The organism is Thermomonas sp. (genome assembly GCF_047606765.1).
Taxonomy (GTDB): Bacteria; Pseudomonadota; Gammaproteobacteria; order Xanthomonadales; family Xanthomonadaceae; genus Thermomonas.
Map to the genome: position 1 here is coordinate 1 of NZ_JASGED010000030.1, position 19,027 is coordinate 19,027.

General features: G+C 64.9%; 13 protein-coding genes and 1 pseudogene. 8 read left to right on the plus strand and 6 right to left on the minus strand.

The features are described from left to right. The 3 genes and pseudogenes from sucA to lpdA all read left to right on the plus strand — a co-directional run. Positions 1-755, plus strand: a pseudogene (sucA, locus tag QM612_RS03140) (2-oxoglutarate dehydrogenase E1 component); the annotation flags it as partial. Between the two features lie 51 nt (positions 756-806). After that, a complete protein-coding gene (sucB, locus tag QM612_RS03145; RefSeq protein ID WP_415252444.1) occupies positions 807-2,012 on the plus strand; it encodes a dihydrolipoyllysine-residue succinyltransferase in 1,206 nt (401 codons plus the stop codon). A gap of 138 nt (positions 2,013-2,150) precedes the next feature. Beyond that, positions 2,151-3,581 carry a dihydrolipoyl dehydrogenase gene (gene lpdA, locus QM612_RS03150; protein WP_415252445.1) on the plus strand — a complete coding sequence of 477 codons (1,431 nt, stop codon included), beginning with the start codon at positions 2,151-2,153 and terminating at the stop codon, positions 3,579-3,581. A 192-nt stretch (positions 3,582-3,773) separates the two neighbouring features. Here lpdA and QM612_RS03155 read toward each other — a convergent pair whose 3' ends face one another. Beyond that, positions 3,774-4,169 (minus strand): type II toxin-antitoxin system VapC family toxin, encoded by a 396-nt coding sequence (locus QM612_RS03155; protein WP_415252446.1) that lies wholly within the window; start codon positions 4,167-4,169, stop codon positions 3,774-3,776. Next, on the minus strand, positions 4,166-4,441 hold the full coding sequence (locus QM612_RS03160) for an AbrB/MazE/SpoVT family DNA-binding domain-containing protein (RefSeq protein WP_415252447.1): 276 nt from the start codon (positions 4,439-4,441) through the stop codon (positions 4,166-4,168). The genes QM612_RS03155 and QM612_RS03160 overlap by 4 nt, the downstream gene beginning before the upstream one ends. 78 nt (positions 4,442-4,519) lie before the next feature. Between QM612_RS03160 and QM612_RS03165 the strand changes: the two genes are divergently transcribed. Genes QM612_RS03165 through pilH form a run of 3 tightly spaced genes read left to right on the plus strand, consistent with a single transcriptional unit; the run spans position 4,520 to position 6,570 of the window. Then, complete coding sequence (locus tag QM612_RS03165) at positions 4,520-5,131, plus strand: TIGR00730 family Rossman fold protein (protein WP_415252448.1); 612 nt, start codon at positions 4,520-4,522, stop codon at positions 5,129-5,131. Continuing rightward, on the plus strand, positions 5,128-6,132 hold the full coding sequence (locus tag QM612_RS03170; RefSeq protein WP_415252449.1) for a YhdH/YhfP family quinone oxidoreductase: 1,005 nt from the start codon (positions 5,128-5,130) through the stop codon (positions 6,130-6,132). Before QM612_RS03165 ends, QM612_RS03170 begins: the two co-directional genes overlap by 4 nt. Positions 6,133-6,189: 57 nt before the next feature. Then, complete coding sequence (gene pilH, locus QM612_RS03175) at positions 6,190-6,570, plus strand: twitching motility response regulator PilH (protein ID WP_415252450.1); 381 nt, start codon at positions 6,190-6,192, stop codon at positions 6,568-6,570. A gap of 93 nt (positions 6,571-6,663) precedes the next feature. On the opposite strand, the gene QM612_RS03180 is transcribed toward pilH, so the two are convergent. After that, positions 6,664-7,563 (minus strand): DnaJ C-terminal domain-containing protein, encoded by a 900-nt coding sequence (locus tag QM612_RS03180; protein WP_415252451.1) that lies wholly within the window; start codon positions 7,561-7,563, stop codon positions 6,664-6,666. A 99-nt stretch (positions 7,564-7,662) separates the two neighbouring features. On the opposite strand from QM612_RS03180, the gene QM612_RS03185 reads away from it, so the two are divergent. Both QM612_RS03185 and QM612_RS03190 read left to right on the plus strand, forming a co-directional pair. Continuing rightward, entirely contained in the window at positions 7,663-8,145 is a 483-nt protein-coding gene (locus tag QM612_RS03185; protein WP_415252452.1) for a peroxiredoxin, read from the plus strand. Positions 8,146-8,186: 41 nt separating this feature from the next. After that, on the plus strand, positions 8,187-8,789 hold the full coding sequence (locus QM612_RS03190) for a hypothetical protein (RefSeq protein WP_415252453.1): 603 nt from the start codon (positions 8,187-8,189) through the stop codon (positions 8,787-8,789). 32 nt (positions 8,790-8,821) lie between these two features. Here QM612_RS03190 and pbpC read toward each other — a convergent pair whose 3' ends face one another. From pbpC to gyrA, 3 genes are all read right to left on the minus strand, one after another. Further along, entirely contained in the window at positions 8,822-11,188 is a 2,367-nt protein-coding gene (pbpC, locus tag QM612_RS03195; RefSeq protein WP_415252454.1) for a penicillin-binding protein 1C, read from the minus strand. A gap of 148 nt (positions 11,189-11,336) precedes the next feature. Next, on the minus strand, positions 11,337-16,277 hold the full coding sequence (locus tag QM612_RS03200) for an alpha-2-macroglobulin family protein (RefSeq protein ID WP_415252455.1): 4,941 nt from the start codon (positions 16,275-16,277) through the stop codon (positions 11,337-11,339). Between the two features lie 132 nt (positions 16,278-16,409). Then, entirely contained in the window at positions 16,410-19,007 is a 2,598-nt protein-coding gene (gene gyrA / locus QM612_RS03205; protein WP_415252456.1) for a DNA gyrase subunit A, read from the minus strand. Between the last annotated feature and the right edge of the window lie 20 nt (positions 19,008-19,027).

Sequence of the window (19,027 nt, forward strand, 5' to 3'; positions counted from 1 at the left end):
CCAACGGCGCGCAGGTCGTCATCGACCAGTTCATCGCCGCAGGCGAAGCCAAGTGGGGCCGCATCACCGGCCTGACCCTGCTGCTGCCGCACGGCTATGAAGGCCAGGGCCCGGAGCACAGCTCGGCGCGCCTGGAACGCTTCCTGCAACTGTGCGCGCTGGAGAACATGCTGGTCTGCGTGCCCACCACGCCCGCCCAGTGCTTCCACATGCTGCGCCGGCAGATGAAGATGACCACCCGCAAGCCGCTGGTGGTGATGTCGCCCAAATCGCTGCTGCGCCACAAGCTGGCGGTCTCGACGCTGGATGAACTGGCCAATGGCGAGTTCCAGCACCTGATCGGCGATGCCACTGCCGATGCCAAGAAGGTCAAGCGCGTGGTGCTGTGTTCGGGCAAGGTCTATTACGACCTGCTGGAAGACGCGCAGAAGCGCGGACAGGACGATGTCGCCATCCTCCGCATCGAACAGCTCTATCCGTTCCCGCGCCCGCAGCTTGCCGCCGAACTGAAGAAGTACGCCAAGGCCACCGACGTGATCTGGTGCCAGGAAGAACCGCAGAACCAGGGCGCGTGGTATCAGATCAAGCACCATCTGACCGCCTGCCTGACCGGCAAGCAGACGCTGCACTACGCCGGTCGTGCGCGCTCGCCCTCGCCCGCCGTGGGCCATTTCGCCGACCACATAGCCGAGCAGCTCAAGCTGGTCGCCGACGCGCTGGTGAACCCGCTGGGCGGCGAAATCAGCCCCGAATGATCGAATAACCTCGAACGCAACCCCCTAACGCATTACCGACAGGACGCCCGCATGGCCACCGAAGTCAAAGTTCCGGTTCTCCCCGAATCCGTTTCCGACGCCACCATCGCAAGCTGGCACAAGAAGGCCGGCGATGCCGTCAAGCGCGACGAGAACCTGCTTGATCTTGAAACCGACAAGGTCGTGCTGGAAGTCCCCTCGCCGGTCGATGGCGTGCTGAAGGAAATCAAGTTCGCCGAAGGCAGCACCGTCACCAGCCAGCAGGTGATCGCGGTGATCGAGGAAGGTGCGGTCGCGGTGGCAGCGCCGGCGCAGCCCGCCGCAGGCCCGCAGGAAGTCCAGCCCAAGGCCGAAGCCGCGAAGCTTCAAGCCGCAGCACCTGCAAGCACCACGCCGGCTCCGGTCAGCGGTGAGCTGCCGCCGGGCGCGCGCTTCGCTGCCGCCACCAGCGGTGTGAATCCTGCCGACGTGGCCGGCACCGGCCGTCGCGGCATGGTGACCAAGGAAGACATCGTCAACTACGCCAGCGGCAAGACCGCAGGCGTGGCCGGTGGCGCCCGCCCGGAAGAGCGCGTGCCGATGACCCGCATGCGCGCCCGTATCGCCGAGCGCCTGATGCAGTCGAAGAACTCCATCGCCATGCTGACCTCGTTCAACGAGGTCAACCTGGGCAAGGTGATGGCAATGCGCAAGGAACTGGGCGAAGCCTTCGAGAAGGCCAACGGCATCAAGCTGGGCTTCATGAGCTTCTTCGCCAAGGCTGCCGCCAATGCCCTGCAGAAGTACCCGGTCATCAACGCATCGGTTGATGGCAGCGACATCATCTATCACGGCTACGCCGACATCAGCGTGGCGGTCTCCACCGACAAGGGTCTGGTCACTCCGGTGCTGCGCAACGTCGAGCGCATGAGCTTTGCCGACATCGAGGCAGGCATCGCCGACTACGCCAAGAAGGCACGCGACGGCAAGCTGGGCCTTGAAGACCTGCAGGGCGGCACCTTCACCATCACCAACGGCGGCACCTTCGGCTCGCTGATGTCCACGCCGATCGTGAACCCGCCGCAGAGCGCGATCCTCGGCATGCATGCGATCAAGGAACGCGCCATCGTGGAGAACGGCCAGGTCATCGCCGCGCCGATGATGTACATCGCGCTGTCCTATGACCACCGCATCATCGACGGCAAGGACGCGGTGCTGTTCCTGGTGGACATCAAGAACCAGCTGGAAAATCCGCACCGGATGCTGCTGGGCATGTGATGCCCTTCTCCCCCTCTCCCAACGGGAGAGGGGTTGGGGTGAGGGTTCGGTTTCGCCGCATTCCCGCCCGCCGTACCCTCATCCGCCCTTCGGGCACCTTCTCCCGCCAGCGGGAGAGGGAGAAAGCAGGAAATGCACATGAGCGAACAACAGAACTTCGACGTCGTCGTCATCGGTGCCGGCCCGGCTGGCTACCACGCCGCCATCCGCGCCGCGCAGCTTGGCCTGAACACCGCCTGCATCGACGCCGCACTGGGCAAGGACGGCAAGCCTGCGCTGGGTGGCACCTGCCTGCGCGTGGGCTGCATCCCGTCCAAGGCGTTGCTGGATTCCAGCCGCCAGTTCTGGAACATGGGCCACATCTTCGACCAGCACGGCATCAGCTTCGACAAGCCGAAGATCGACGTCGCCAAGATGATCGCCCGCAAGGACGGCATCGTGAAGCAGTTCACCGGCGGCATCGCCGCGCTGTTCAAGGCCAACAAGGTGACGCCGTTCTACGGCTTCGCCCAGTTGCAGCCGGGCAACATCGTGAAGGTGAAGCAACACGACGGTTCCGAAGTGGAATTGAAAGGCACCAACGTCATCCTCGCCGCCGGCTCCGACTCCATCGAACTGCCATTTGCGAAGTTCGGCGAACACATCATCGACAACGTCGGCGCGCTCGACCTGGACAAGGTGCCCAAGCGCCTTGGCGTGATCGGCGCGGGCGTGATCGGCCTGGAGCTGGGTAGCGTGTGGAAGCGCCTCGGCGCGGAAGTGACCATCCTTGAAGGCATGCCGGACTTCCTTGCCGCCGCCGACAAGGAAGTGAGCAAGGTCGCCGCCCGCGAGTTCAAGAAGCAGGGCCTGGACATCAAGCTGGGTTGCAAGGTCAGCGGCACCGAAGTGAAGAAAGATGGCGTGCATGTCGCCTACACCGACGACAAGGGCGCGGCGCAGGAAATCGTGGTGGACAAGCTGCTGGTGGCCGTGGGCCGCCGCGCCGCCACCAAGGGCCTGCTGGCCGAAGGCACCGGCGTGCAGCTCAACGAACGTGGGCAGATCGTGGTGGACGAGCATTGCCACACCGGCGTGGATGGCGTGTGGGCCGTCGGCGACTGCGTGCGCGGCCCGATGCTGGCGCACAAGGGTTTCGAGGAAGGCATCGCGGTGGCCGAACTGATCGCCGGCCTGCCAGGCCACGTCAATTTCGACACCATTCCGTGGGTGATCTACACCGAGCCGGAAATCGCATGGGTCGGCAAGACCGAGGAACAGCTGAAGGCCGAAGGCATCCCGTACAAGGCCGGCAGCTTCCCGTTCGCCGCCGTGGGCCGCGCGGTGGCGATGGCCGAACCGGCCGGCTTCGTGAAGGTGCTGGCGCATGCCGAAACCGACACCATCCTCGGCATGCATCTGGTCGGTGCGAACGTGTCCGAACTGGTACACGAAGGCGTGCTGGCGATGGAGTTCAAGGGCAGCGCCGACGACCTAGCACGCATCTGCCATGCGCATCCCTCGCTGAGTGAAGCGGTGCATGATGCGGCGATGGCAGTACACAAGCGGTCGATCCACAAGGCGAACTGACGCACGCCTTTCAACCGTAGATGCGGAGCTTGCTCCGCATGCCTTCGTGCCGAGCGAGCTCGGTATCTACGATGCAAGGCTCACGAAACGGCGCACCTCGGTGCGCCGTTTTCGTTCGCATCGCGCCATAATTAGCGCATTCAATGGCGGAGTGATCCAAATCGGAAAGTGGAGGATCGACAATTCTTGCCATCAAACCGGCTTAAACACCTGGCATGTAGCCCTACCCTTCGCCTTGCGGATAAAACTCGCATCGAACGTCGCCAGTTTTTCGCAACGCGAGGCAGCACCGGCCAGATGGACGGCATCGGCAAAATCCATTCCGTTGCGATACCACGCCACGGTTTCTGGTGTGTGCGCAGTTTCAGGCACAACAGGTGGCATCAGCAGGATAGCTTCCACCACGTCGGCCACTTCCTCGCGCGGAATCTGGTATTTGGATTCCAGTACCCAAACCACTTCCTGCAATACCGAGTTGAGCAGCAATATCGAATCACCACCGTGAAGCACGCGCAGACTTGCGGCGACCTGATCCGGGTCGTCATTGATCACGATCCGCACCAATACATTGGCATCCACCGCAATCATTTCTTCAGGCTCCGCTCATAGCGTTCGACGGCGCACTTGCGCACGACCTCGTGCATTTCCTCATCCGTCATCGGCTTGCCCTTGCGGTATCTGGAAAGACTACCCACGATATCGCTCCAGTCAGCCTGCTTGGTTGCCTGCACCTTCTTGACGATCAAATAGCCTCCGGCATTGAGCACCTGCAATTCCTGCCCCGGTTCCCAGTGCATGGCGTCGCGCATGGCTTTGGGCAGTACGACCTGCCCCTTGGTGGACAACTTTGTGGTTTCCATGAAATGAACTCAAAGTAAGACTTTCCAACTTTAGTCTTACCACTCCGCTACTGCAACAGGCCCACTAAAATTGTTGCCATGAAATCCATCTGCGTCTATTGCGGCTCCAACCCCGGCATCAACCCGGCCTATGCTGCCCTCGCCCGCGCGCTGGGCAAGCGGTTGGCCGATGACGGCATACGGCTGATCTATGGCGGCGGCAACGTCGGCCTGATGGGCATCGTGGCAGACAGCGTGCTGGAACACGGCGGCGAAGTCATCGGCGTGATCCCGCAGCAACTGGTCGATTGGGAAGTCGCGCACAAGGGCGTCACGCGGCTGGAAATCGTCGATTCCATGCACGCACGCAAGGCGCGCATGTTCGAGTTGTCCGACGGCTTCATCGCCCTGCCCGGCGGCTTCGGCACGCTGGAGGAAATCTTCGAGATGCTGACGTGGCGGCAACTTGGCCTCGGCAAGAAGCCCTGCGCCTTCCTGGAAGCCAACGGCTTCTGGCAACCGCTGATGGCGATGCTGGACACGATGGTGGCCGAACGCTTCCTGCACCCGGAACAACGCCACGACATGTGGCACGGCAGCGACATCGACGCGCTGCTGGCATGGATGCACGGCTACCAACCCGCACAGGCAGACAAGTGGCTGGATGAAAAGCGTCGCAGCCAGTTGCAACTGACCCCGGAGGATGCATGAGCGTCCCGGCGAACTTCCGCGCCTTCCGCATCCACAACGATGATGCAGGCTATCGCGCCGGCATCGAAACGGTTTCGCTGGATGACCTCAACCCCGGCGAAGTCGTCATCAAGACCGCGTATTCCTCGGTCAACTACAAGGATGCGCTGGCCGGCACCGGTGAAGGGAAAATCCTGCGCAGGTTCCCGCTGGTTGGCGGCATCGACGTGGCCGGCCATGTGGTGGCATCGACCGATCCCAAGTTCAAGGAAGGCGACGCGGTACTGGTCACCGGCAGCGGCCTGTCGGAAACCCGCGACGGCGGCTATGCGGAATACGCGCGACTGGAATCGAAGTGGGTGGTCGCCCTGCCCGCCGGCCTGAGCCTGCGCGAGGCGATGATCCTCGGCACCGCCGGCTTCACCGCCGCGCTGGGCCTGCTGCGCATGACCGAGAACCGGCAGACGCCCGACCTCGGCCCGCTGGCGGTCACCGGCGCGAGCGGCGGTGTGGGCTCGCTGGCGATTGCCATCTTCCGCAAGGCCGGCTTTCAGGTGCATGCAATCAGCGGCAAGGCGGAACAAACCGATTACCTCACGTCGCTCGGCGCGCACGAAGTGCTGGGCCGCGACGCGCTTTCCACCACCCGCCCGATGGACAGCACGCGCTTCGGCGGCGGGCTGGACAACGTCGGCGGACCGATGCTGGCGGCGCTGCTGGCGCAGACCGCGCCCTACGGCAACGTGGCGACCTGCGGGCTGGCGGCATCGCCCGGACTTCCTGCCACGGTGATGCCTTTCATCATTCGCGGCGTGTCGCTGCTGGGCGTGGCTTCGGCCGGCACCGCGCGGGACATTCGTGATGAGGTCTGGCGGCGGCTGGCCGGGGACTGGAAGCCGGACAATCTGGACGCGATCTGCACCCGCGAAACCACGCTGGACGGCCTGCCCGGCGTGTTCCGGACGATGCTGGATGGCGGTTCGCTGGGCCGAACCGTGGTGCGCCTCGCGGAATCGATCTGAACGGCTTGCGGGCCACCCGGCGACCGCTACAATCGACGGCAAACCACGGGGATCCACATGGCACGCATCCTGATCGTTGACGATTCGCCTTCCCAGCTCATGGGCATCCGCCGCATCGTCGAAAAACTGGGCCACGAGGCACTGACTGCGGAAGACGGCGCTGCCGGCGTGGAAGCCGCCAAGGGTGAAATCCCGGACCTGATCCTGATGGACGTAGTGATGCCGAACCTCAACGGCTTCCAGGCCACGCGCGCGATCACCCGTGAACCCACCACCAAGCACATCCCGGTGATCCTGGTCACCACCAAGGATCTGGACACCGACCGCGTGTGGGGCATGCGCCAGGGCGCGAAGGCCTACATCACCAAGCCGTTCAGCGAGACGGAATTGTCCGAGTTGATTTCGCAATACCTCGGCGGCGGCGCGACTGCGGCTTGATGCACTTTGCTGTCATTCCGGCGAAAGCCGGAATCCAGCTACTTCTCAAGGGCTGGATTCCGGCTTTCGCCGGAATGACGCAATGGATATTGATCAACCCCGCCGCCAATCATCCCCGAACGCATCCCGCATCCGCGCATAGGCTTCGCGCTGCGCATCGGTATGCGCCTTCGGTGCCAGCACTTCCAGCTCCACGATCTGGTCACCCGCCGGCGCGCCACCAGCACCGGGCAAGCCGCGTCCGCGCAGGCGCAGCTTGCGGCCTGATTCGGAATCCGCCGGGATCTTCAACTCCACCTTGCCGCCCAGCGTGGGCACGCCAAGCGTCGCGCCCAGCGCCGCTTCCCACGGCGCAACCGGCAGCACATGGATCACGTTGCGGCCATCCACCTCGAACTGCGGATGCGCGGCGTATTCGACTTCCAGCAGCAGGTCGCCGCCATTGCTGCCCTGCTTCGCCAGCCGGATCACCTGCCCCGGCTTGATGCCCTTGGGCACCCGCACTTCCAGTGTGCGTCCGTTGACGGCGATGCGCACGCTGCCGCCGTCGTGCACCGTCGAAAGCTGCACCGCCAGCCGTGCGCGGGTGTCGCCTGAAGGCTGCGGCCCACGCGCGCCACCGCCGCGTCCGCGACCGAACAGGCTTTCGAAGAAGTCCGAAAACCCGCCGCCCGCGCCGCCACCGGCAAAGATGTCCTCGTAATCGAAACCCGGCTGCCCGCCCGGCCCGCGCCCGAATCCACCTGTTGGCGGACGCACCTCGTCACCGGGCCTGTAGCCACCCGCGCGCAACTGGTCATAGGCCTTGCGCCGGTCGGGGTCGCGCAGCGCCTCGTAGGCTTCGTTGACCGCCTTGAACTTTTCCTCGGCACCCTTTTCCTTGCTCACGTCCGGGTGGTACTTGCGCGCCAGCCGCCGGTACGCGGTCTTGATTTCGGCATCGCCCGCACCGGGTTCGACACCGAGGATGCCGTAGTAATCCTTGAACTCCATCTTGCCTCCGCGCTCCACGGCCCGTGGAGCGATTCGAATGATGCATCGTACCGTCTGCGATTAGACTGCCGTCATCCCCACTGAAATGAGGCGCGTCCGATGTCGATTCAACCCGGTGACCGCATCCCCGAGGCGATCCTGCAATACATCGACGCCGGCGGCGTACACAAGATCGACAGCCTCACCCTGTTCGATGGCAAGAAGATGCTGCTGTTCGCGGTGCCGGGTGCGTTCACGCCCACCTGCTCGGAGCGCCACCTGCCAAGCTTCGTCCAACACTTCGACAGCTTCCGCGAACGCGGCATCGACGTTGCCTGCATGGCGGTCAACGACCCGTTCGTGATGCAGGCATGGGCCGAAAGCCAGTCGGTCCCGGCGGGCCTGCGCATGCTGGCCGACGGCAATGCCGACTTCACCCGCGCACTGGGCATGGCGATGGACGCCAGCGGCTTCGGCATGGGCACGCGCTGCAAGCGCTTCGCGCTGTATGCCGAAGACGGCGTGGTGCGTCATGTCTTCGTGGAAGCGCCGGGCGAGTTCCGGGTGTCCTCGGCGGAGCACATGCTGGCCGAAATCGGCTGATGGACGCACAGACTCTTCGCTGTCACACAAGGCGAGCAAACATGAAGTCCATCGCGTGCGGTCTCATTGCCATGTGCTTGCTGCCACTTTCCGTGGCAGCAGGAAGCGTCACGTCATATGGCCCCGTATATTCCAGCAACAAGTCATCCATCGAGAAAGGCGGTGGCTGCATTTCCGGGAGCATCGGGGATGCCATTCCCGGCAACAGGCAAGCCTCCATCTACTTCGTTTCCGAAGAGAACACCGAGCACCTGCGCCGGTCGGCATATTTCGGTTATGCGGACGGCAAGGCACATGACGACTTCCTACCTGGCATCAGCACCTTCACCATGTGTCTGAAACCCGGGCGCTACCGCATCTATGGGTTGGCGACGGACATCATCTACAACAAAAACCTCGTGAACATCCCTTTTGAAGTCGAAAAGGGAAAACACGTCTATATCGGCAGCTTCGTACTCTATGGCTACTCGCGGAATCCGGACTGCCCGGAAGCGACCGCAGATGTCTACGCAGGGTTTCGCGATGAGTTTTCTCGGGATCTTCCGCATCTGAAAATCCCGGAGGGCACATCACCCATACAGGTCGAAAAACAATTGATCGACCCCAAGGCCGGTGCGCCCTATTTCGTCACATGCAACCAATGAATCCACGCATCAACCTGTTGCGCTGAGCGCGCCTACGGCGCAATCACCCGGAACCGCACTGCATCCCATGCGCCGGTATCAGCCAGCGCAGTCAGCGTGTGCATGCCCGGCGTGGCGAATTCGTGGGTCAAGGTGCCGCTGCCTCGGGTTTCGCCGATCCAGCGGCCGTCCAGCAACCATTGCACTTGCGTTTCGGCACCAAGCGCACGCAATGAAAGTTTGATGCCGCCCGCAGCGCCCGGCGGGCGTGCAAGGCTTGCGCCATCGTGCAGGCCATCGATGCGCAGTGGTTGGCCGGCATCGCGGCCATCGTCCACGCAGTCGCGCGCAAGCGCGGGCAGACGCGCGGCTTCGCGCCATGCGGCCGGCAGCCACGGCGAAGCCAGTGCCGGCCAGCGTGCGATCTGCATGTCGCGCGCTTCGTGCGGCAGGCTGCAATCCGCCGACAGCCGCAAGCCGGTGCTTGCATCCACGCGGATACGTTCGATGCCGGGGTTCCACAGCCGTGCATCGCGCTCGGCGAAGGTGGGCGGGACCGCGCCATCAAGACTCCATGCAGGCATCCGCTTTTTGCACAACGCTGCTGGCTGCGCATCCGCCGCGATTCCGGAAGGCCAGCAGACATCGGCCTGACTGACGCTGGCCGGCTTCGGTGGCGGCACGGCATCCACCGCGCCGCGCGGCAGGCTGTCCGCCACTTCGAACAACAGTGGCAGCGCGGTGATCGCGCCGTACTGGCCGGGCAATGGCGTGCCATCGGGACGCCCCACCCACACGCCAATGGTGTGGCTGCGCGTGCCGCCAATCGCCCATGCATCGCGGAAGCCGTAGCTGGTGCCGGTCTTCCACGCCATACGTGGACGGCGGGCGGTATCGAACAATTCCTGCACCTCGCCGGGTCGCGGACTGGACGCAAGGATGTCGCGCACGATCCACGCTGCACCGGGCGACAGCAGGCGGCGTTCGATGCGCGGATCCTCCGGCGTGTAGCGCACGCGGGCGGCGATACCGTCGCGATGCAGTGCCGCGAATGCGCCAACCAGATCCTCCAGCCGCGCACCGGTGCCGCCGAGGATCAACGACAGATTGGGCTGCGCGCCATGCGGGAAGCGCAGATCGATGCCGCCATGCGCCAAACGCGCGGCGAAGCGTGCCGGTTTGATCCGATCCAGCAGATCAACCGCCGGCACATTGAGCGACAGCCGCAGCGCGCTGGCCGCGCCCACCGGGCCATTGAAAGCGGTATCGAAATTGGAAGGCCGATAGCTGCCAAAGGACTGCGGCGCATCCATCAGCAGGCTTTCGGAATGGATCAGGCCGTCGTCCAGCGCCATGCCGTACAGGAACGGCTTGAGCGTGGAACCGGGCGAGCGCCACGCCTGCACCATGTCCACATGGCCCTGCCGCTGCTTGTCGCCGAAGGCCACCGAGCCAATGTAGGCGCGCGCTTCCATGCTGGCGTTGTCGATCACCAGCAGCGCCGCCGAGGTGTGCGGCGGCAGGTCGGAGAAATAGCGGGCGACGCGCTCCTCCAGCGTGCGTTGCAGGGCCGGATCAAGCGTGGAGGTGATGCTTGATGCGCGCGGATGCGCAGTGCGCAGGCGCTGGGCCAGCAAGGCGGCGGACATTGGCGGGCGCAGCGTGCGTGCGACCACGGTTTCGATTTTGGCGTCATCGACCTGCGCCTGTGTCCACACGCCGCGCTCTGCCATGCGCGCCAGCAGCTTGTCACGTGCGGCCTGCGCGGCTTCCGGGTTGCGATCCGGGCGCAGCCGGCTGGGTGCCTGCGGCAACACCGCGAGCAAGGCGGCTTCGGCATGCGACAGCTTCGACGCGGGCTTGCCGAGATAGGCCCAGCTTGCCGCTTCCACGCCTTCGATGGTGCCGCCGAACGGCGCGCGCTCAAGATAAAGCGCGAGGATCTCGCGCTTGGACAGGCGCAGTTCCAGTTGCAACGCGCGCAGCACCTGCCGCAGCTTGCCCGGCAGCGTGCGCGTACGTGAACCACGCAGGCCGGGATCGATGATGCGCGCCACCTGCATGGTCAGGGTGGAGCCACCGGAGACGATGCGCCGATTGCCCAGCATCTGCCCGCCGGCACGCAGCAGTGCCACCGGATTGACGCCGGGATGCCGCCAGAACCAGCGGTCTTCGTAGCCCAGCAGTGCTTGCAGATACAGCGGCGACACCTGTTCCGGCACGGTTGGATAACGCCACACGCCTTCGGCATCGGCGAATGCGCGCAGCGGGCTGCCGTCGCGCGCGGTGACAAGCACGCTGATGTCGCGCCTCTTCGGCAACGGCAGCGGAAACAGCAGATGCAGCAACAGCAGCGTTGAAAGCAACGCTACGGTGCCCCAGCGCAGCCAGGTGAGCAGGCGTTTGTACTTGCTCGTCATTCCCGCGAAGCTTCCGGGAGCCTGTTGCGCCGAAATCGTCATCCCGGCGAAAGCCGGGATCCAGCTATTGCTTGAATCACTGAAAGGTCGAAAGGCTGGATCCCGGCTTTCGCCGGGATGACAAGCGCATTTCGAGGCTGCGAACGCCTCACGGCTGCACCACCGTGATGCTGGCCGGCACCGACCGGCCCACGCCACGCAGGTCGGGGCGGTACATGTCCTCCACCAGCGGCGGCGGTGCGGTGTAGGTGCCGGGCGATACCGCGCGCACCAGATAGAACACGCGGGCGGTGTCACCAGCATCCAGTTTCAGTGCGGCAACGAAGCGGTCATCGCGGAACTCCTCGTGGCGCACTTCGGCGGCGCTGGAACGCTCGCCGAGGCTGATGCCATCGACCACCACCTCGGCCCATTGCCTGCCATCGCCAAGATTGAAGTTCTCGATCTCCAGCCCCGCCGGCAGCAGGTCGGTGAGCAGCGCATCGGGCATGTCGCGGTCAGCAGTGATCGACACGCGCACGATCAGCGCCTCGCCTTCCTTCAGCGCACGCGGCGTCCACGGCTTGCCGTCGGTGCCGTACAGCGCGCGCTCCACCTTGATGAGGCTGGCATCCGGCTCGGGCGCGCTGCGTGGCACGCCGGCCACTTCGAAACTGGCGTAGAACGGTGCCTCGCCTTCCGGCGCGAAGCGCACGCCCTTTGCAAGCTGGGTGAAGTCGAAGCTGCGCCCGAACATGCGCCGCGCGTCAATGGCCTCCTTCGCGTCACCGATGGCGAAGCTGCCTGACACCTGCTTCTTCTGGTCGGCCATCAATGCCTTGCCCAGACGCGCCAGCGCGATCTGCTCCTGCGTGCTCAACCAGAACCAGCGCGCGCGACGGCGCGCATCCAGTTCGCGCCCCAGTTCCACCACCCGCGCGTCGAACGCCGGCCTGGCGTAACCGCGTTCGTGGGTCAGCGCGACCATCAGCGCGGCATCGCGCAGCGGACTGCCGTAATCACCCAGATAACCCGGACGGTCGCCCTTGAATGCAAAGCCCTCGGCGATTGCCTTCTGCCCGCGCGCCTTGTCGCCCTGCATTGCCAGCGCCAGACCGATATGCACCAGCGGCAGCGCGCTCAGGCTCTGCTTGCGCTGGTTGTCGTGCAGCGCACGCAGCGTACCCAGCGGCGCGCGGTTGACCCGCGCCAGCACGTAGCCGGCATGTGCCTGATAGGCGAACTTGAGGTGCGAACGCTGGCTGCGCCCGTAGAACTCGTGGCCGCCGGACAGCAGGTCTTCACTCAATCGCAGCAAGGCCTTCTGCAACACCGCCTCGGGAATGGCGAAGCCACCCTCGCGCGCGTCCAGCAGGAACTCGACGATGTAGGGCGTCAGCGCCGGGTCAACGTAATCGTCATTGCCCCACATCGAGAAGTGGCCAGACTCGACCTGCATCGAGGCCAGCCGCGCGAATGCACCATCCATGCGTGCGCGTCGCTTGTCCGCATCCAACCCACTGATGCCGAACAGCTTCGCCGTGTCGGCATCCAGTTCCAGCGCGGCATAGCCCTTGCTGGTGGTCTGCTCGGCACAGCCATACGGGTAATCCAGCGCGCCCTTCAGCGCCGCCGCGAACGGGATCGGCGGCAGCGCACTGACCAGCATGCGTGCATTGACCGAGCCCGGCATCAGGCCTTCGGCGAAGCCGGCATCCAGCGTTGCCGCCGCGCCAGCGCCCAGCACCTGCGTGCGCGAGCGCAACACCTGCGGCCACGCCGGGCGCACCGGCAGGTCATGACGGCGATCCACCTTGAAGCCGTTGCCATCCACCTGCACGCGCACCTGCGCGACGGTATGACCTTCGCTTGCGCTGAGCGGGAAGCCGAGCGTGGTCTTGCCTTCACTGGCCAGCTTCACGCTGCGCGCACCATCGGCGATGGACAGCGGGCCGATGCCCTCCACCTTCACCTTGAACTCGCCGGCCTTGCCGGTGAAGTTGGTGATGTCCAGCGTCACCATGCTGCGGTCGCCGGGTGCCATCACGCGCGGCATGCCGGCCTCGGCCACGATCGGCGCACGCACCACCACTTCGGCATCGCGCTTGCCGTAATGCGCATCGGCGAATACCAGCGCGGACACCCGCAACGTGCCGTTGAAATCCGGCACGTTCAGCGCGACCACTGCATTGCCCTTCGCATCCAGCTTCACCGGCCCCGCGAACAGATCCACGGTCTGCACCCGCGCGGTTGGCCTGCGCGCCTGCGGCAGCGCGGCCAGCGCCATGTCGCCACCGAAGCGCTGCTTCGCGGTGCCGCCGTCAAAACTTTCGATCACGCGCCCGTACAGGTCGTAGGCATCGACCGCCAACCTGCGCTGCGCGAAGAAGTGCTTGCCTGCATCCGGCACCGGGAAACGGGTGATGTTGAGGATGCCGACATCCACCGCCGACACCGTGGCATACGCCTGCTTGCCGGCCAGTGCGGGCGCACTGACGGTCACCTGCAAGGGTTGGCTGGGCCGCACCTGCTTCTTCACCGCAAGGCCAACCGCCACGCTGCGATCACTGCGATCCATCGGCACGAAGGACACGCCCACCGCACGCGCCGGGGTGATCTTGCTGCGCGCACTGCCGCCACGGAACACCAGCGCGGTCACATACACATCATGGCGTTCCCAGTCCCTGGTCACCGGGATTTCGACCACGGTGCCCGGCTTCACATCGATGGATTGCACGAACAGCATGCGGTCGCTTTCCACCATCACCAGACCCTTGCCCGGATGCGGCGGGGTCAACGTGGCCTTGAGCGTGTCACCGTTCTTGTACGCAGTCTTGTCCAGCGCCAGCTTGACCTTGTCGGGGCGCGCGTCCAGACCACGGTTGTTGTCGTTCCAGCTCCAGCCGGCGCGGAACGGATAGCGCATCGTCAATTTGGTCGCTGGATCGAACACATCCACGCGGTATTCGCCCCACTCCACCGGGAAGTCGAAGCGCAGCGCGGTTGCGCCGGCATCGACGGTGCGCGTTTCCACCTTTTCGAAGCGGCGGGTGAAGTCGTAATCCCAGCCGCCGTCCTCGTCATGCGTCCAGTGGTAATCGCGATGCTCGCGCACCAGCGTGACCTGCAGGCCTTTTGCCGGCCTCGGTTTGCCGTCGCTGCCAAAGCGCATCAGTTCGAAGCCGATATTGGCGTTGGCATCAGCGCCGTCCTTGTCGTCGAACAAGGGGCGCACGCCGACCAGCGCATCCGCCGGCCACAGCGTGCGTTCAAGACTGCGATTGACGCTGCGCCCGCCGGATTCGTACAGGCTGCCGGCAACGATGACCCGGACCGGCGTGTCGCCCTTCACTTCCTGCGGCAACGCGATGTCCTGCTGCAGGTGGCCCTGCGCGTCCAGCGTGGCATCGACCACGTCCTTCGCATCCTTTGGCAGGGTGACAGTGGGATCGCCGAAGAAATATCCCTTTGCCTGTTCCAGCGGATGCTGGTCAACGCGCACCGCCAGCTTGGCGGTAAAGCGGTTGTTCGATGCCGGCGCGCCGTACAGATAGGCACCCTGCGCCTGCAATTTCAGCGGCTGGCCTGTGCGCAGCACATCGCCCGCGGCATCGAGGTCCAGCTTCATGCGCTCGGGCAGGAACTCCTCGATGCGCAGGGCCATGCCCTGCACGGCCTCCTTGCTGGCGGGATCGGTGCGAAACTCCACCAGCCAGCGCCCGGTCGGTGCTTCCACCGGAATCAGTTGCTCGAAGCGGAAATAACCCGACGCAGCAGGCTGGATGCGCGATTCGGTGAAGGTCTTGCCGTCCGGCTGCTTCAGGCGCACGAACAGGCTTTGCGCCTTGCCGTCCTTCGCGGTTACAGGCTTGCCATCGGCATCTCGCAGCAATGCGGACACGCGCACGGTCTCGCCCGGACGGTACAGGTCACGCCCCGACCACGCGAACACGTCGAACCACGCCTGCTCACGCCCGGCCACCGCGAACTCGGACAGGTCCAGCGCAGGCTGGTTGAACGGCAGCATCGACACGTCATCGCCACGCGCGGCCACCAGCACATGCGCTGCGTCCAGCGTGTAATCCAGCAATGCGTTGCCGTTGCCGTCGGTCTGCGCCTTGAACACCGGCTCACCGCGCTTGTCCAGCACCTTCAGCTCGACCTTGGGCAGCGCGCTGCCGCTTTCCAGCGATGCGGTGTGGACGAACAGCTTGTCCTTGTACGCGCGCGCATGCAGGCCGATGTCGCTGACGGTGAAGAACGCGGTCTGATAGTCATCGCGGAAGCTGCCGGCGCGCTTCATCACCGCGAAGTACAGGCCCGGCTGTTGCAGTTCGGCGATGTCCTGCACCGGCAGGTAGGTCAGCACGCGCTCGTTGCGCTCGCCGCCCAGCACGAAGCGGTTGACATAGACCGGCTCGGCCAGCTTCGAGATCGGCGGGCGGCTGTCCTCTTCGTCCTCGTCATACCACGACGGGTCGAGCTCCCAACTGCCGCGCTTGCCGGCGCGCTGGAACTCGGCGAAGAAGCGCGGCAGCGAGGATTCGCGCACGCGCAAAAACTCCACATCGACCTCATCGACATTCACCGACACCACCGGCAGGCCGCGCGAATCCCGGGCCGGGATCACGCTGCCCTGCGAGGCAAAGCCCACCGCCGGTTCCAGTTCGCCGGTGAACACCTTCATCTCGACATCGCGGCCCAGCGTGCTGCCATCAGCAGCGGTAATCGCACCGGAAATGCGCAGGGTGTAGGACTTGTTCGGCTCGGCATGCGGGAAGCGCAAAATCTTGCCCATGTCATCCAGCGTCCAGCTGCTCTCGCTGCCTGCAGCGGCGGGCTCGAAGGTCAGCAGCTTGTCGAAGTCCTGCGTGCCCACCAGCGGACGCGAGAACTCCACCGCCACCGCCAAGCCGTCGCGCTGCTGGTCGGGCCATGCGCGCACCACGCCGAAGCCCTGCACTTCCGCGCGCTTGGCCTGGATCGCCTCGCCGCTGGCCTGCGGCAACTGGCCGTCGGTGTCGCGCTTGCAGCCCCCGATCCCGGCCACCAACGCGAACGCCAGCAATGCCGTGGGCACGATGCGCATCACGCGCTTGCTCATCGCCATGCGAACAGGCATGTCGGCTCCAGACCAGAACAGGGGCCATGAGTATAGGCCGCAGTTCATGCCGGCAGTTGCGGCACTGCATGACGAAAAAGCCCGGCACAAGGCCGGGCTTTTCATTCAACACGACTGCGGTCAGAGTGCCGGCGGTGGCACGGTTTCCCCGCTGTTTTCGCTGGGTACCTCGACGCCTTCCGCATCCTCGTCCAGCGAAGCATCCAGCCGTTCGATGGCCTGCAGACTCTCGTCGGCAGCCAGCCGCATCAGGGTGACGCCTTGCGTGTTGCGGCCCACCTGCGCGATTTCCGCAGCGCGGGTGCGCACCAGCGTGCCGCCATCGGAAATCAGCAGCACGTCGTGGTGGTCGGACAACTGGATCGCGCCGACCAGCTGGCCATTGCGCTCGGTGGTCTTGAGCGCGATCACGCCCTGCGTGCCACGGCCCTTCTTCGGGAACTCGTCGATGCCGGTGCGCTTGCCGAAACCGCGCTCGCTGGCGGTCAGCACATCGCCCTCGCCTTCGACCACGATCAGGCTGCGCACTTCCTCGCCCTGCGCCAGCTTCATGCCGCGCACGCCGGTGGCGGTGCGGCCCATCGAGCGCACGCTGCCTTCGTCGAAGCGCACTGCCTTGCCGTTGCTGGCGAACAGCATGATGTCGCGTTCGCCATCGGTCAGCGCGGCACCGACCAATGCATCGCCATCGTCAAGATTGATCGCGATCTTGCCGCGCGCCAGCTTGAACGCGAACTCGGTCAGCGCGGTCTTCTTCACCGTGCCGGCAGCGGTGGCAAAGAACACGTACTTGCCTTCCTCGTACTCGCGCACCGGCAGCACCGCCTGCACCTTTTCGCCTTCTTCCAGCGAAATCCAGTTGATGATCGGGCGACCGCGCGCATTCGGGCCGGCATCCGGCAACTGATGAACCGGCAGCCAGAACACGCGGCCACGGCTGGTGAAGGTCAGCAAGGTGTCGTGCGTGTTGACCAGCCACAGCTGATCGATGAAATCCTCGTCCTTGGTCGATGCCGCATTGCGGCCCTTGCCGCCGCGCTTCTGCGCGCGATAGGCCGTGGCCGGCTGGCGCTTGGCGTAACCGGCGTGCGACAGCGTGACCACCACGTCTTCCGGCGCGATCAGGTCGAGGATGTCGAGGTCTTCCTCGCTGGCGCGGATTTCACTGCGGCGCGCATCGTTGAACTCGGCCTTGAGATCGCGCAACTCGGTGCGGATCACGTCCAGCAGCACATCGGGGTTCTCGAGGATGCGGATCAGCCCGGCGATTTCCTCCAGCAACTGGCGGTATTCCTCGGTCAGCTTTTCCTGCTCCAGCCCGGTCAGGCGGTGCAGGCGCATTTCAAGGATCTGCTGGGCCTGCGTCTCGGTCAGCTGGTAGCCGCCGTCCAGCAGGCCCACGCCACCCGGCAGGTCTTCGGGGCGCGAGGCTTCCGCACCGGCAGCGGCCAGCAGGCTGCCGACCAGCCCCGGCTGCCACAGGCGGGCGAGCATGCGCTCCTTCGCCACGGCAGGGTTTTCCGAGGTCTTGATGAGCTCGATCATCTCGTCGATGTTGGCGAGCGCAACGGTCAGGCCTTCGAGGATGTGGGCGCGGTTGCGCGCCTTGCGCAGCTCGAAGATCGTCCTGCGCGTGACCACCTCACGGCGATGGCGGACGAAGGCTTCGAGGATCTGCTTGAGGTTCAGCAGCTGCGGGCGGCCATCGACCAGCGCCACCATGTTGATGCCGAACACCGACTCCATCTGGGTCTGCGCATAGAGGTTGTTCAGCACCACTTCGGCGGATTCGCCGCGCTTGACCTCGATGTAGATGCGCATGCCGTCCTTGTCGGACTCATCGCGCAATTCGCTGATGCCTTCCAGCTTCTTTTCCTTCACAAGCTCGGCGATCTTTTCGATCAGCCGCGCCTTGTTCACCTGGTACGGAATCTCGGTGACGATGATGGACTCGCGACCGTTGTCGGCCACCTCCACTTCGGCACGCGCGCGCATGCGCACGCGGCCCTTGCCGGTGCGGTAGGCAAGCTGGATGCCGCCCACGCCGTTGATGATGCCGGCAGTGGGGAAGTCCGGGCCGGGGATGTGTTCCATCAAGCCATCGATGTCGATGGCCGGATCGTCGATCAGCGCCAGCAGCGCATCGACCACTTCGCCAAGGTTGTGCGGCGGGATGTTGGTCGCCATGCCCACCGCGATGCCGGCGGAACCATTGACCAGCAGGTTCGGGAACCGGGTCGGCATGACCGTGGGTTCCAGTTCCTTCTCGTCGTAGTTCGGCTGGAAATCGACGGTGTCCTTGTCGATGTCGGCCATCAGCTCGTGGCTGAGCCGCGACATGCGCGCTTCGGTGTAGCGCATCGCCGCAGCGCTGTCGCCATCGACCGAACCGAAGTTGCCCTGCCCGTCCACCAGCAGGCAGCGCAGCGAGAACGGCTGCGCCATGCGCACCAGCGTGTCATAGACCGACTGGTCGCCGTGCGGGTGGTATTTACCGATCACGTCACCGACGATGCGCGCCGACTTGTAGTACGGCTTGTTGCTGTGCGCGCCAAGTTCATTCATTGCGAACAGCACGCGCCGATGCACCGGCTTCAGGCCATCCCGCACGTCCGGAAGCGCGCGCCCCACAATCACGCTCATGGCGTAATCGAGGTAGCTTCGGCGCATCTCGTCTTCCAGGTTGACGGGAATGATTTCCTTGGCGAGATCGGTCATCGTGCGTCCGGTGTTCGGGG

What these genes read in the sequence shown, in the direction of transcription:
- sucB (WP_415252444.1), top strand. Translation starts at nt 807, where the DNA reads ATGGCCACCGAAGTCAAAGTTCCGGTTCTCCCCGAATCCGTTTCCGAC.
- lpdA (WP_415252445.1), top strand. Translation starts at nt 2,151, where the DNA reads ATGAGCGAACAACAGAACTTCGACGTCGTCGTCATCGGTGCCGGCCCG.
- QM612_RS03155 (WP_415252446.1), bottom strand. Translation starts at nt 4,169, where the DNA reads ATGATTGCGGTGGATGCCAATGTATTGGTGCGGATCGTGATCAATGAC.
- QM612_RS03160 (WP_415252447.1), bottom strand. Translation starts at nt 4,441, where the DNA reads ATGGAAACCACAAAGTTGTCCACCAAGGGGCAGGTCGTACTGCCCAAA.
- QM612_RS03165 (WP_415252448.1), top strand. Translation starts at nt 4,520, where the DNA reads ATGAAATCCATCTGCGTCTATTGCGGCTCCAACCCCGGCATCAACCCG.
- QM612_RS03170 (WP_415252449.1), top strand. Translation starts at nt 5,128, where the DNA reads ATGAGCGTCCCGGCGAACTTCCGCGCCTTCCGCATCCACAACGATGAT.
- pilH (WP_415252450.1), top strand. Translation starts at nt 6,190, where the DNA reads ATGGCACGCATCCTGATCGTTGACGATTCGCCTTCCCAGCTCATGGGC.
- QM612_RS03180 (WP_415252451.1), bottom strand. Translation starts at nt 7,563, where the DNA reads ATGGAGTTCAAGGATTACTACGGCATCCTCGGTGTCGAACCCGGTGCG.
- QM612_RS03185 (WP_415252452.1), top strand. Translation starts at nt 7,663, where the DNA reads ATGTCGATTCAACCCGGTGACCGCATCCCCGAGGCGATCCTGCAATAC.
- QM612_RS03190 (WP_415252453.1), top strand. Translation starts at nt 8,187, where the DNA reads ATGAAGTCCATCGCGTGCGGTCTCATTGCCATGTGCTTGCTGCCACTT.
- pbpC (WP_415252454.1), bottom strand. Translation starts at nt 11,188, where the DNA reads ATGACGAGCAAGTACAAACGCCTGCTCACCTGGCTGCGCTGGGGCACC.
- QM612_RS03200 (WP_415252455.1), bottom strand. Translation starts at nt 16,277, where the DNA reads ATGGCGATGAGCAAGCGCGTGATGCGCATCGTGCCCACGGCATTGCTG.
- gyrA (WP_415252456.1), bottom strand. Translation starts at nt 19,007, where the DNA reads ATGACCGATCTCGCCAAGGAAATCATTCCCGTCAACCTGGAAGACGAG.